Annotated in this window: 13 protein-coding genes; all 13 read right to left on the reverse strand. The window is 54.3% G+C overall.

All coding sequences use genetic code 11. From position 1 onward, the window contains the following. Position 1: 1 nt before the first annotated feature. Positions 2-598: a ribonuclease HII gene (gene rnhB / locus ABLU87_RS04890; RefSeq protein ID WP_014228005.1), complete on the reverse strand. Its 597-nt coding sequence runs from the start codon at positions 596-598 to the stop codon at positions 2-4. Then, the gene (gene lpxB / locus ABLU87_RS04895; RefSeq protein WP_004098764.1) at positions 595-1,743 is read right to left on the reverse strand and encodes a lipid-A-disaccharide synthase; all 1,149 of its coding nucleotides are present in this window, start codon (positions 1,741-1,743) and stop codon (positions 595-597) included. The genes rnhB and lpxB overlap by 4 nt, the downstream gene beginning before the upstream one ends. Next, a complete protein-coding gene (gene lpxA, locus ABLU87_RS04900; RefSeq protein ID WP_004098763.1) occupies positions 1,743-2,531 on the reverse strand; it encodes an acyl-ACP--UDP-N-acetylglucosamine O-acyltransferase in 789 nt (262 codons plus the stop codon). The genes lpxB and lpxA overlap by 1 nt, the downstream gene beginning before the upstream one ends. Before the next feature lie 3 nt (positions 2,532-2,534). Beyond that, positions 2,535-2,990, reverse strand: a complete 456-nt coding sequence (gene fabZ / locus ABLU87_RS04905; RefSeq protein ID WP_004098761.1) for a 3-hydroxyacyl-ACP dehydratase FabZ — start codon at positions 2,988-2,990, stop codon at positions 2,535-2,537. 102 nt (positions 2,991-3,092) lie between these two features. Beyond that, positions 3,093-4,118: a UDP-3-O-(3-hydroxymyristoyl)glucosamine N-acyltransferase gene (gene lpxD / locus ABLU87_RS04910; RefSeq protein ID WP_014837448.1), complete on the reverse strand. Its 1,026-nt coding sequence runs from the start codon at positions 4,116-4,118 to the stop codon at positions 3,093-3,095. 3 nt (positions 4,119-4,121) lie between these two features. Beyond that, on the reverse strand, positions 4,122-4,607 hold the full coding sequence (gene skp, locus ABLU87_RS04915; RefSeq protein ID WP_004098757.1) for a molecular chaperone Skp: 486 nt from the start codon (positions 4,605-4,607) through the stop codon (positions 4,122-4,124). Positions 4,608-4,737: 130 nt separating this feature from the next. Beyond that, positions 4,738-7,167: an outer membrane protein assembly factor BamA gene (gene bamA, locus ABLU87_RS04920; protein ID WP_014228002.1), complete on the reverse strand. Its 2,430-nt coding sequence runs from the start codon at positions 7,165-7,167 to the stop codon at positions 4,738-4,740. A 31-nt stretch (positions 7,168-7,198) separates the two neighbouring features. Continuing rightward, entirely contained in the window at positions 7,199-8,551 is a 1,353-nt protein-coding gene (gene rseP, locus ABLU87_RS04925; protein WP_014228001.1) for a sigma E protease regulator RseP, read from the reverse strand. Positions 8,552-8,562: 11 nt separating this feature from the next. Next, the gene (cdsA, locus tag ABLU87_RS04930; RefSeq protein ID WP_014228000.1) at positions 8,563-9,420 is read right to left on the reverse strand and encodes a phosphatidate cytidylyltransferase; all 858 of its coding nucleotides are present in this window, start codon (positions 9,418-9,420) and stop codon (positions 8,563-8,565) included. 12 nt (positions 9,421-9,432) lie between these two features. Continuing rightward, positions 9,433-10,191 carry a (2E,6E)-farnesyl-diphosphate-specific ditrans,polycis-undecaprenyl-diphosphate synthase gene (gene ispU / locus ABLU87_RS04935; RefSeq protein ID WP_004098751.1) on the reverse strand — a complete coding sequence of 253 codons (759 nt, stop codon included), beginning with the start codon at positions 10,189-10,191 and terminating at the stop codon, positions 9,433-9,435. 242 nt (positions 10,192-10,433) lie between these two features. Beyond that, complete coding sequence (ispC, locus tag ABLU87_RS04940) at positions 10,434-11,633, reverse strand: 1-deoxy-D-xylulose-5-phosphate reductoisomerase (RefSeq protein ID WP_057173044.1); 1,200 nt, start codon at positions 11,631-11,633, stop codon at positions 10,434-10,436. Between the two features lie 226 nt (positions 11,634-11,859). Further along, entirely contained in the window at positions 11,860-12,417 is a 558-nt protein-coding gene (gene frr, locus ABLU87_RS04945) for a ribosome recycling factor (protein ID WP_004098748.1), read from the reverse strand. 205 nt (positions 12,418-12,622) lie between these two features. Then, entirely contained in the window at positions 12,623-13,348 is a 726-nt protein-coding gene (gene pyrH, locus ABLU87_RS04950) for a UMP kinase (RefSeq protein WP_004098747.1), read from the reverse strand. Between the last annotated feature and the right edge of the window lie 59 nt (positions 13,349-13,407).

Consider the following 13,407-nt stretch of genomic DNA (forward strand, 5'->3'; position numbering starts at 1 on the left):
TTCAGGACGCCAGGCCCAGCGCGCGTTTCACCGGGCCAAAGCTGCGCCGGTATTGCTCGATTACGCCATGTTCCAGCAGCTTTTGCAGATGAAAAGCGGTGGGATAACCTTTATGTTGCGCAAAGCCGTACTGCGGGAACTCCCGGTCCAGTACGGCCATTTCAGCATCGCGCGTCACTTTAGCCAGAATAGACGCGGCGCTGATTTCCGCCACTCGGCTGTCGCCTTTGACGACCGCCAGTGACGGCATCGGCAGCGGCGGACAGCGGTTACCATCAATAAGAACAAACTCAGGGGAAACGCGCAAACCGGCAACGGCGCGCTGCATGGCCAGCATGGTCGCGTGCAAAATATTCAGCTCATCGATTTCATGCGGCTCAGCGCGACCGAGGCTCCAGCACAGCGCTTTTTCTTTGATCTCGTCAAATAGCGCAAGGCGGCGTTTTTCGCTTAGCTTTTTTGAGTCGTTAAGACCGACGATCGGCTTTGCCGGATCGAGAATAACCGCGGCGGTCACCACTGCGCCAACCAGCGGGCCGCGTCCGACTTCATCGACTCCCGCAACCAGATGGGTATGCGGATATACGAATTCCATCATTTTGCTAACTCCAGTACGGCATCCGCCGCCTGCTCATCAGCGTTGCAGCGGATCTGCTGATGCAGCGCGCGGAAGGTTTCATGCATATCGTGGCTGGTTTTTCCGTCGGCCAGCAGCGGCTTCAGCGCCTCGGCCAGCGCCTGCGGCCGGCATTCATCCTGCAGCAGTTCTTTAACCAGTTCGCGCCCGGCCAGTAAATTCGGCAACGACACATAGTCGGTCTTCACCAGCCGTTTCGCCAGCCAGAAGGTAAACGGCTTCATCCGATAGCCGACAACCATCGGACACTTAGCCAGCATACACTCCAGCGCAGCCGTGCCGGAGGCCAGCAGCGCGGCATCGCTGGCGATCATCGCATCGCGCGCCCGGCCGTCGAGCAGGTGGACGGCAAGATCAGGCGCCGTTTCCGCTTTGATGCGCTCGAACTGTTCCCGCCGCTTCGCGTTGACCAGCGGGACAACCACTTCCAGGTCGGGATAATGGTCTCGCAGGAGCTGCGCCGTTTTCAGAAAATCAGCGCTGAGCATCTCAACTTCCGCCCCGCGGCTTCCCGGCAGCAGCGCCAGGCAATGCACGTTACGATCGATCCCCAGACGGTCGCGCGCCGCGCCTTTATCCGGGTCCAGCGGCATCGCATCCGCCATCGTGTGGCCGATAAACCGGCAGGGAACGTTGAATTTGTCATAAAACGCTTTTTCGAAAGGCAGAAATGCCAATACCAGATCGGTGGATCTGCCAATTTTGAAAACGCGTTTTTGCCGCCATGCCCACACCGAGGGGCTGACGTAATGGATGGTTTTGATACCCTGCTTCTTCAGATTACCTTCGAGGGTGATATTGAAGTCAGGCGCATCAATGCCGACGAATACGTCTGGCTTAAGCTCGGTCAATCGACGGGTGAGATCGGCGCGAATATGCAGCAGACGGCGCAGGCGACCCAGCACTTCCACAATGCCCATCACTGCCAGCTCTTCCATCTCATACCAGGCTTCGCAGCCTTCCGCCTGCATCAACGGCCCGGCAACGCCGACAAAGCGGGCATCAGGTATGCGGGCTTTGAGCGCGCGGATAAGACCGGCACCAAGAATATCGCCGGAGGTTTCTCCGGCGACCAGGGCAATCGTCAGGGGACGCAATTCAGCCATTAACGAATCAGGCCGCGCGTGGAGCGGGCAAAAAAGTCGGTAAAGGTCTGCACTTCGGGATACTGCGCCGCCAGCTCGGCAATTTCAGCTTTCGCTTCGTCCAGCGTTTTACCGCTGCGGTACAGCAGCTTATACGCGTTACGAATCGCAGTGATCGCCTCACGGCTGAAGCCGCGGCGTTTCAGCCCTTCGATGTTGACGCCAAACGGCGTCGCGTGGTTGCCCTGCGCAATCACGAACGGCGGAACGTCCTGCGCTACGCCGGAGCAGCCGCCCACCATCACGTGTGCGCCAATAATGCAGAACTGATGCACGGCGGTCATACCGCCGATGATAACAAAATCATCCAGCGAAACGTGGCCCGCAAGGGTCGCGTTATTGGCCAGAATACAGCGGTCGCCCAGCGTACAATCGTGCGCCACGTGGGCGTTGATCATCAGCAGGTTATCGCTGCCCACCTTCGTTAATCCACCGCCCTGTACTGTGCCACGATGAATGGTGACGCTTTCGCGGATGCGGTTGCGATCGCCAATTTCCACGCGGGTCGGTTCGCCAGCATATTTCAGGTCCTGGTTAACTTCGCCGATGGAAGCGAACTGATAGATCTCGTTATCGCGGCCAATTTTGGTATGGCCGTTGATGACAACGTGAGATTTCAGTACGGTACCTTCGCCGATTTCGACGTTAGCACCAACAATACAAAACGGGCCAACGTGGACGTTAGCGCCAATAACGGCGCCTTCTTCTACAATGGCGGAAGGATGAATAAAGGCGGTTTTATCAATCACGTATCAGGCCTCCCGGCTACGGGCACACATCATCGTTGCTTCGCAAACCACTTTTCCGTCAACGGTTGCAACGCCTTTAAAGCGAGTCAGACCGCGGCGGGTTTTTTCAAAAGTGACTTCCATAATCATCTGATCGCCAGGCACGACCGGACGTTTGAAACGCGCTTCGTCAATCCCGGCAAAATAATACAGCTCGCCCGGTTCCAGTTTTCCAACGCTTTTGAATGCCAGAATGCCGGTGGCCTGGGCCATAGCTTCGAGAATCAATACGCCCGGTAAAATCGGCTTACCAGGGAAATGCCCCTGGAAAAACGGCTCATTTACAGAAACATTTTTAACTGCGCGTAGAAAACGACCTTCTTCAAAATCCAGCACGCGATCGACCAGCAGGAACGGGTATCGGTGAGGCAGAAGTTCCAGAATCTCTTCAATGTGCAGAGTATGAGTGTCAGTAGTCAAAATACTCTTCCTGTCTAAATATCCTAAAAGGCAATAATAACACGGCCTGCGGCAATCTCATGAATGCAACAGGCCGAAAATTTAATGTGGCTGGACGCAGCACTAATCTTGTTGATTAACCTTGCGCTCAATGGCTTTGAGGCGCTTGCTCATATCATCAATATTCAGTACCAGCGCAGCGGTCTTACGCCAGACCTTATTCGGCTGCAGCGGGATACCTGAAGAGTAAACCCCTGGCTCTGTGATAGGACGCATAACCATTCCCATCCCCGTAACGGTGACTTTATCGCAGATTTCCATATGGCCGTTGATCACGCTGGCTCCGCCAATCATGCAGTAGCGGCCGATCTTCAGGCTGCCCGCCATGATGACGCCGCCAGCAACCGCGGTGTTGTCGCCAATCACCACGTTGTGCGCAATTTGACACTGGTTATCAATAATCACGCCGTTACCGATGACGGTGTCGTCCAGCGCACCACGGTCGATGGTCGTACAGGCGCCAATCTCCACGCGATCGCCAATAATTACGCGACCCAGCTGTGGGATCTTAACCCAGTTGCCGCGATCGTTCGCGTAGCCGAAGCCATCTGCGCCAATCACCGTGCTGGACTGGATCAGGCAATTCTCGCCGATCTCAATGTCGTGGTAAACGGTGACGTTGGCCCATAAACGCGAGCCGGCACCTATTTTCGTATTTTTCCCAACGAAGCAGCCCGCGCCGATAACCACGTTATCACCGAGGATGACGCCCGATTCAATCACGGCGTTTGGGCCAATCGCCACGTGGGTACCCAGCTTCGCCGTCGCATCGATGACCGCGCTGGGCGCGATATCCTGCGCCGGCTGCGGCGTGGTATCAAGAATTTGAGCCATGCGCGCGTAGGTCAGGTAGGGATTACGCACTACCAGCGCGGCGCTATGAGCAAAAGGTAAATCATCCTGCGTCATCACGACGGCAGATGCCTGGCAAGCGGCCAGGTGTTCACGGTACTTAGGATTTACCATGAAAGTAATATCGCCCGCTTGTGCGGACTGCATGGACGCAACGCCGGTGATGACGATATCGCCATCACCGTGTAATTCTGCATCCAACTGCTGGGCTAAATCAGCCAGTCGAATTGAAGGCATTACTTATTTAACCTGTTTCAGCACATCAGCGGTGATGTCTTTTACATCGCTGCTGTTGTATGCAACGGCATTAGAGTCAACAACCAGATCGATGCTCTGATCTTTAGCCACGCTCTGCACGGCGCTCTGAATACGAGTCACCAGCTTGCCGCGCTCTTCGTTAGAACGACGTGCACGATCCTGTTCGAAAGACTGCGCTTTCTGGGAGAAAGTCTGGCGCTGAGCCATCACGTCTTTTTCCAGTTTGGTACGGTCAGAGCCCGCTTTCATGGACTGCAGACGCTGCATTTTAGACTGCAGGTCGCCTTCCATACGCTGCAGCTCGCTCGCGCGGCCTTTAAACTCGTTTTCCAGCGTGTTAGAAACGCCTGTTTTCTGGGCAACCTGTTGGAAGAGGCTGTTCATGTTAACCATTGCAATTTTATCTGCCGCCTGAGCGGAAGTTACCATTGCTAAACCCAGACCTGCAGCTAATAACCACTTTTTCACAATTAACTCCTTACCATCCCATGAGTACCCAGGGGTACCGTTATTTGCGTGGCCAGGCGACAACCTCAGTTATCGCCAATAGTCAGCGCTATACTGCAACTGCACTTACATTCCATTGTAGCCAATACCATTACCAGGTTTTACCGATGTTAAACTGGAACTGTTCGGCTTTGTCTCCATCGTACTTTTTAAACGGCTGAGCGTAGGAGAATACCAACGGCCCTAACGGCGACATCCACTGTACTGCGATACCCGCAGACATACGGATATTACTTGGATCGCTGTAGTCCGGGTAACCACCATATGCGGCTGAATCCCAGTGAGTATCCCACACGGTACCCATATCCCAGAAGACGGAAGTACGGACCGAGTTCGCATATTTATCGCTAATAAACGGCGTCGGGGTGATCAGCTCAAGGCTGGCAACCGCCATGGCGTTACCGCCCACCGCATCATCAGACTTACACGGTGCGGACTCGCTGCTCTTACATTCGTTATCGTAGCTGCTGTCGTCGTCATGACGGCTGCTGGCCGGGAAATAAACCGCTTTCGGACCGATAGTATTGGACTGGAAGCCACGCACGGTGCTTGAACCACCGGCATAGAAGTTCTCATAGAACGGCATCTCTTTACCGCCCAGACCATCGCCATAACCAAAGCGGGTACGACCCAACATCACCCATTTATGATCGTCATCGATCGGTACATAGGTCGCGGTATCGAGCGTCGCTTTGTAATATTCGTTATCCGATCCCGGAATCGTCACTTTACCGTTCAGGTTGACGCGTGAGCCTTCGGTCGGGAAGAAGCCACGGTCGAGCTTGTTATACGTCCAGCCGTAGTTGAAGGTGAAGTCGTCAGCGCTGAACGAGTTTCTGTCGTTGGTGTTGTCCGGATACTGCCCCATCGAATTCAGATAACGCCACATGGATACCTGAGGCTGCATGTTGGATAGCTTGTTATGCACATAGCCCAGGCCCGCGCGCAGCGTATTGTATTCGTTAACCGGGAAGCCCAGCGTGATGTCTGTACCATAGCTTTTGTTGGTATAGTCAGACAGGTCCGCATCGTTAGCGTCGAAGTCGTTATAGAAAACACGACCGCCGAGGCTGACGCCATCCACGGTAAAGTACGGGTTCGTCACCGACAGTTCAGTATAGGTCTGATAGTCGTTTTTGGTGCCGTTAATCCCAACGGAATAGCCGGTACCGAGCCAGTTATCCTGCTGAACGCCGGCCTGGAAGCTGACGCCGCTTTCCGTACCGTAACCAACGCCGAAGTTAAAGCTACCGGTGTTACGCTCTTTAACCTTATAGACCACGTCAACCTGATCCGGGCTGCCCGGAACGCGCTGCGTATCGGTATCAACCGTTTCAAAGTAGCCTAAACGGTTCAGACGATCTTTACCCTGATCGACCAGGTCGCTGCCCAGCCAGGCGCCTTCCATCTGACGCATTTCTCGACGCAGAACGGCATCTTTCGAGGTGTCGTTGCCTTCGAAGCGAATTTTACGCACGTAGTAGCGGTTACCCGCATCGACGTTCACGTGCAGCTTCACGGTCTTATCGCTATCGCTGATTTCCGGCTGGGACTGAACGCGCGGATAGGCATAGCCGTAGCGACCAAGGAGTTTCTTAATGTCATTCTCCATTTTGGTCACTTTGGTGCCGTTATACAGCTCGCCCGGCTCCACTTTGGTCAGCGCTTCGATTTCTGCCGAATGCCCCGCCAGATCACCCGTCACCTGCACCCCAGAAAGCTTGTACTGATCGCCTTCGGTAATGTTGATGGTGATGTAGATACCTTTTTTGTCCGGCGTCAGGCTAACCTGCGTGGAGTCAATGTTGAAACGAGCATAGCCGCGATCCAGATAGTAGCTGCGCAGCGTTTCAAGATCTCCCGCCAGCTTCTGTTTCTGATATTTACGATCGCCCACCACGTTCCACCACGGCACTTCATCGCGCAGCTGGAAGGTAGAAATGAGTTCATCGGTGCTGAATGCGTGGTTGCCGACGATATTGATCTGCTGGATTTTCGCCGAGACGCCTTCCTGGAATACCAGCTTCAGGTCGACACGGTTACGCGGCAGCGGCGTCACGACAGCTTTAACGCTGGCGCTGTACTTACCGACGCTGTAGTAGAAATCCTCCAGCCCCTTTTCGATATCAGCCAGCGTGGTGCGATCGAGGGATTCCCCTACGCGCACGCCGGATGCCTCAAGGTTTTGCTTGAGCATGTCATCTTTCACCGACTTGTTACCGGAGAAAGTGATGCTGGCAATCGTTGGACGCTCTTTCACCTGCACCAGCAGGGTATCACCATCGCGCAGTACGCGGACGTCCTCAAAGTTGCCGGTGGCAAACAGAGCACGGATGGTGTTACTGATATCATCATCGGTTACGGTATCGCCAGGACGCACTGGCATACTGAGGAGGGCCGCACCAACAGCGACTCGCTGAAGGCCTTCGAAATGAATGTCCTTCACCACGAACCCGTCAGCACCGTATACGGTTGCGCTGCTAAACAGCAGCGACGCTATGAGCAACTTTTTCATCGCCATCGTTATTATGCGTTCTTCCTAACAAACTCTCTTACAACCGAGAGAAATCATTGAAAAGTGCAAGCCCCATTAACAGCACCAGCAATATTGAGCCAATGCGATAACTAAAGTCTTGAACTCGCTCGGATACCGGCCCGCCTTTCAGCTTTTCAATCGCCAAAAACAGCAGATGTCCCCCGTCGAGAACGGGAAGCGGGAACAGGTTGATTATGCCGAGGTTCACGCTGATCAGCGCAAGGAACATCAGATAGTAAATCAACCCAAATTCCGCTGACATCCCAGCCCCCTGGGCGATAGAAATCGGCCCGCTGAGGTTGTTCAGTTTGACATCACCGGTTATCAATTTGCCCAGCATTCGGACCGTTAACGACATCAGTTGCCAGGTTTTATCCGTGGCTTCAGCGATGGCGGCAAACGGCCCGTACTGACGCACTGTCTTATATTCATCAGGCAGCGGGATGACCTTAGGTACGACCCCTGCAAACCCCTCCGCTTTGCCTTTGGTAGACTTCGTATCCGGCGTCAAGGTCACCGACAGGGGGCTACCCTGCCGCTCGATGTCCAGAACTAATGCCCTACCCGGATTATCACGCACCAGATTAACAAACGTCATCCACTGCGTTAACGGTTGACCATCGACTTTAACGATCCTGTCGCCCGCTTGCAAACCCGCCTTCTGCGCCGCCGAGTCAGATTGTACTTCAGCCAGGACGGTATCAATCTGCGCGCTGCGAGGCTGAATGCCCAACGAGGCAACCGGATCTTGTTTATCCGGCTCAAACGCCCAGTGCTGCAGATCGAGGATTTTATCCTGACGTTGATTGGTCCCGAAAGGGGCGACCGTAACTATTGTTTGCCGATCGCCTATCTTCGCCACCAGCGCCATACGTACTGCATCCCAATCAGGCGTTTCGATGCCATCTATCGCTTTAAGTTCCGTTCCTTTTGCAATTTGTGCTTGCGCGGCGATCGAGTTGGGCGTTATGTCGCCAACGACCGGACGCACGCCTGGCACGCCGATAATAAACACCAGCCAGTAGGCAAAAATGGCAAAAAGGAAGTTCGCGATTGGCCCCGCGGCAATAACGGCGGCGCGCTGGCCGACGGTTTTGTTGTTAAACGCGGAGTGACGCATCTCTGGGGCCACGGGCTCAACGCGTTCGTCAAGCATTTTGACATAACCGCCCAGCGGAATAAGGGCGATAATAAATTCCGTTCCTTGCTTGTCAAAACGGCGCCACAGCGCTTTGCCAAAGCCGATTGAGAAACGCTCAACGCGGATACCGCAGCGGCGAGCAACCCAGAAATGGCCAAACTCATGGACGGTGATCAACACGCCCAGCGCAATAATAAAAGCAGCCAAATTCCAGAGAACGCTCAGCATAAAACCTTCCGTCAAATCGTCCTGAAAACCAACAAGAGTAGGCAAGCAAACACGGGCACCGCGGCCGTCAGGCTATCGATACGATCGAGAATACCGCCGTGTCCGGGAATCAGATTTCCGCTATCTTTAATGCCAGCTTCGCGTTTAAACATGCTTTCGGTCAGGTCGCCGAGTACCGAAGCCAGGGCCGCGACAATAGAACACACCAGCAGCACCATCGGCGTGACATTCAGATGGGCCCACCAGCCGTAAGCCCAGGAGATAACCGCTGCCGTTAACAGACCGCCGAAAAAACCCTGCCAGGTTTTACCCGGAGAAACCTTCGGCGCCAGCTTATGCTTACCGAACATTTTTCCGAACATGTAAGCGCCGGAATCCGCGCCCCAGACCAGAATCATTACGTACAGCAACCACAGCGCACCGCTATAATGGTCATCGGTATAATGCCAGGCCCGAAGCGCCAGCATGCCCCAAAAAAACGGCACGATGGTCAGGACGCCAAAAATCAGACGGAGCGTTTTTGAATTGCGCCAGAAAGCCGCTGAAGCAGGGTAAGTGAGCACTAAAAGCAGCGCGACGACCCACCAGCCTAATGATGCCCATAGCGCGCCCTCAACCAGCGGTTGATGAACGTCATAATGGTATTCCGGCATCAGGAATAGCATCAGCGCCAGCAGCAGACCGCAAAGCACTGACAGCCAGACTCTCTGGGTAGTTGAAGTGAAACCGCTAAATTGCCCCCACTCCCACGCGGCGAGCATACAGACGACTAGCGTAACGATGGCAAAACCCGCAGGCGGCAGTAAAAAAAGCGCCGCAATAACAACGGGTATTAAGACGAAAGCAGAAATCAGGCGATACTTCAGCAAAAGTGACCCCCATCAGGCATTGTTGCCGCCCGGCTCAGTGCCGCCGAAGCGACGCTCTCGATTAACAAAGGCATGGAGTGCACCTTCAAAGTCCTGTTCAGCGAAATCGGGCCAAAGAACATCCGTAAAGTAAAGTTCGGCATAGGCAATTTGCCAAATCAAAAAATTACTAATGCGATGCTCTCCCCCGGTCCTAATAACTAAATCTACGGGAGCCAGTTCATGCATGCAGACCTGCTGGCTCAGCATCTCTTCTGTGATTTGCTCGGGCTGAAGCACCCCGTCTTGCACCTGTTTGGCCAGATGACGAACGCCCTGGACGATATCCCAGCGGCCGCCGTAGTTCGCCGCAATATTCAGGGTCAAACCGGTGTTGTTCTCAGTCAGCGCCTCCGCTTTACGAATACGCTCCTGGAGACGCGCATTGAAGCGCGTGGTCTCGCCGATAATACGCAGGCGCACATTATGCCGGTGCAGACTTTTCACTTCGCTATCCAGCGCCCAGACAAACAGCTCCATCAGCGCGCTGACTTCCTGCGCCGGGCGATTCCAGTTTTCACTGCTGAACGCGTATAACGTCAACGCTTCAATACCATTATTCGCCGCGAAAGAGACGGCGCGACGAACAGATTTAGCGCCGGCTTTATGGCCAAAGGCGCGGATCTTTCCTTGCCGTTTTGCCCAACGCCCGTTGCCATCCATAATAATGGCCACATGACGACAGCCATGCGCAGGCAACATTTCGCTGACAGTTTGATTAGCAGACAACATAACGCGTTTTAAGTCCATAATAAGGATTAGCTAAGCTACTAAACACGGGCCACCGGTCAGCGCTGGATACGCATTTTTATCCGGTGCCGGAGCTACGGCCAATCGCAGAGAACAACCAAAAGCTTTACGCAAAAAAGCCGTGTCTTGCCACGGCCACCGTAATCTTTCACACCAAAATGCAACGATCGGATGGCGCAGACTATATCACTGAAGCACAGCGCCCACAAATATCACAACGCGTATCAGAATTTGCGCCACGCCGTCAGGAGCTGGCCTGCGCTTACCCGGGCCATCGCATCAATAGCCAGCACTTCATCAATACTTTGCGGCTCATTTAACGCCTGTTGATCCAGCACCGCCTGATTTATCGCCGCAATATCGGTAAAGCGAATATCCCCGTTCAGAAACGCCGCGACCGAAACTTCATTTGCCGCATTCAGCGCCGTGGTCGCCGCCTGGCCGACATCAAAAGCCTCCATGGCCAGCTTCAGACAGGGGTAACGGCCGTAATCCGGCGCCGAGAAGCTCAGAGTGCTCAACTGACAGAAATCCAGCGGTTTCACGCCAGAATTAAGGCGTTTTGGCCAGCCCATCGTGTGGGCAATCGGCGTACGCATATCCGGCTCGCCGAGCTGCGCCAGGACGCTGCCATCCTGATAACGTACCATCGAGTGAATCACCGATTGCGGATGGATCAGGACTTCCATCTGCTGCGCCGAGGCGTTGAACAGCCAGCGGGCTTCGATATACTCCAGCCCTTTGTTCATCATGGTGGCCGAATCGACAGATATTTTGCGCCCCATCGACCAGTTTGGATGCTTGCATGCCCGATCGGGGGTCATCGCCGCCAGTTCAGAAATCGCCGTTTCCCGGAAGGGACCGCCGGAGCCGGTGAGCAGAATCGACGCCACGCCGTTCTGGGTTAAATCAGCGTATCCCAGATTATGTTGAATTGTTTCCGGCATACTCTGAAAAATCGCATTATGCTCGCTATCAACCGGCAACAATCGTGCGCCGTACTGCTGCACGGCATCCATAAACAGACGGCCGCAGGTCACCAGCGACTCTTTGTTCGCCAGCAGCACCGTTTTACCCGCACGAATGGCTGAGAGCGTCGGCACCAGTCCTGCTGCGCCGACAATCGCCGCCATCACCTGCTCAACCTCGTCCAGCGCCGCCACTTCTGCCGCCGCCTGCTGGCCGCTCATGACTTCCGTTCGGCTGCCCTGCTCGCGCAGTTGCGCACGCAGCAGCTCCGCGCTGTGCGCATCGTCCATTACCGCGTAACGAGGGGAGAATTCCAGACATTGTTCAACCATACGGTCGACATTTTTCCCGGCGACCAGCGCGGTGATAGAAAAGCTATCAGGATTATGGCGCACCACATCCAGCGTGCTGCAGCCGATAGAACCGGTCGAACCAAGAATGGTTAATTGCTTCATGAGGCGTCCAGAATAATGAAGACAGGATAAAAAGCAAAACGCCGCCAGCAAACCCTTATGCATCAATTATCGGTTGACAGAGCGGAGGCGCAAGGCCTTTGACATGGCGCCAAAGGCTACAAGGCCAGCCGTCTAAACGCAATCCCGAAAATTGAGCGTACGGTCTCCTGTACGGCGTTTCAGATTTTACGCAGGCCGATCGTTAGACCTGCGTGTCGGCAGAGAATCAGAACTGCATCAGTTCCGCTTCTTTATCCGCCAGCGCCGCATCAACTTTCTTGATAGCAGCATCAGTCATTTTCTGCACATCTTCCTGAGAGCGGCGATCGTCATCTTCGCTGATCTCTTTCTCTTTCAGCAGCGCTTTGACTTTGTCGTTGGCATCGCGACGAACGTTACGTACGGCAACGCGCGCCTGTTCAGCTTCGCCACGCACGATTTTGGTCAGATCTTTACGACGCTCTTCGGTCAGCGGCGGCAGCGGAACGCGGATATCGCTGCCCGCAGAGCTTGGGTTCAGACCGAGGTCGGAAGCCATAATCGCTTTTTCAACGGCCGGGCTCATGGAACGATCGAAGACGTTGATCTTCAGCGTGCGGGAGTCTTCTACCGTTACGCTAGCCAGCTGACGCAGCGGAGTCGGCGTGCCGTAGTATTCCACGATAATGCCATCCAGCAGGCTGGGAGAAGCACGACCCGTGCGTATTTTGCTGATTTGGGTTTTGAACGCTTCAACGCATTTGTCCATGCGTACTTCAGCATCTTTTCTGATATCGCTAATCACGTTACGAATCCTTGAAAACTTGTCTCAGACAGACCAGACGGTCACCCACTGCAAAAGTGAGCTAAGTATAGTCATGTTTATGCTCAGCGTCTTTCAGGCTGCGGGTCAGCCGCAGCATTCCGTCCACAGAGCATGTTGAAAACCATCGGGTCAAAAACCCGAAAAAGTAAGGCCGAATATTACCCGTATTTGACGCTGACGGGAATTACTCAGTAATTAATGTGCCTTCTTTTTCACCCATCACCACGCGGCGCAGCGCGCCAGGCTTATTCATATTGAATACGCGAATCGGCAGTTTGTGGTCACGCGCCAGGGTAAAGGCCGCAAGATCCATCACTTTCAGCTCTTTATCCAGTACTTCGCTGTAGGTCAGCTGATCGTACATCGTTGCGGAAGGATCTTTGGCCGGGTCAGCGGTAAATACACCGTCGACTTTGGTGGCTTTCAGTACCACATCGGCTTCAATTTCAATGCCGCGCAGGCAGGCAGCGGAATCGGTGGTAAAGAATGGGTTGCCGGTACCCGCGGAAAGAATCACCACGCGGTTGTTACGCAGCAGGCTGATAGCTTCCGCCCAGCTGTAGTTATCGCACACGCCATTCAGCGGAATCGCTGACATCAGGCGGGCGTTCACATAGGCGCGATGAAGTGCATCACGCATTGCAAGGCCGTTCATGACCGTTGCCAGCATGCCCATGTGGTCGCCCACAACGCGGTTCATACCCGCTTTCGCCAGACCAGCACCACGGAAAAGGTTACCGCCACCAATCACTACGCCAACCTGAATACCCAGCTCAACCAGTTCTTTGATTTCCTGAGCCATGCGGTCAAGTATGCTCGCATCAATACCGAAGCCTTCTGAACCTTGCAGAGCTTCGCCACTTAACTTAAGCAGAATACGTTTGTAGACGGGTTTTGCATTGGTAGCCATGTTTCTTTCCTGAGACTGTCAACGAATGAGATGAATTAATTCTGGCGACATTGTACGTC

Origin of the sequence: Klebsiella sp. CB_Kp196 (assembly GCF_040061575.1) — a bacterium.
Classification (GTDB): domain Bacteria; phylum Pseudomonadota; class Gammaproteobacteria; order Enterobacterales; family Enterobacteriaceae; genus Klebsiella; species Klebsiella michiganensis.

Bases quoted from the DNA above. Each gene is read 5' to 3' on its own strand.
- rnhB (WP_014228005.1), bottom strand. From the start codon at position 598: ATGATGGAATTCGTATATCCGCATACCCATCTGGTTGCGGGAGTCGAT.
- lpxB (WP_004098764.1), bottom strand. From the start codon at position 1,743: ATGGCTGAATTGCGTCCCCTGACGATTGCCCTGGTCGCCGGAGAAACC.
- lpxD (WP_014837448.1), bottom strand. From the start codon at position 4,118: ATGCCTTCAATTCGACTGGCTGATTTAGCCCAGCAGTTGGATGCAGAA.
- bamA (WP_014228002.1), bottom strand. From the start codon at position 7,167: ATGGCGATGAAAAAGTTGCTCATAGCGTCGCTGCTGTTTAGCAGCGCA.
- rseP (WP_014228001.1), bottom strand. From the start codon at position 8,551: ATGCTGAGCGTTCTCTGGAATTTGGCTGCTTTTATTATTGCGCTGGGC.
- ispU (WP_004098751.1), bottom strand. From the start codon at position 10,191: ATGTTGTCTGCTAATCAAACTGTCAGCGAAATGTTGCCTGCGCATGGC.
- ispC (WP_057173044.1), bottom strand. From the start codon at position 11,633: ATGAAGCAATTAACCATTCTTGGTTCGACCGGTTCTATCGGCTGCAGC.
- pyrH (WP_004098747.1), bottom strand. From the start codon at position 13,348: ATGGCTACCAATGCAAAACCCGTCTACAAACGTATTCTGCTTAAGTTA.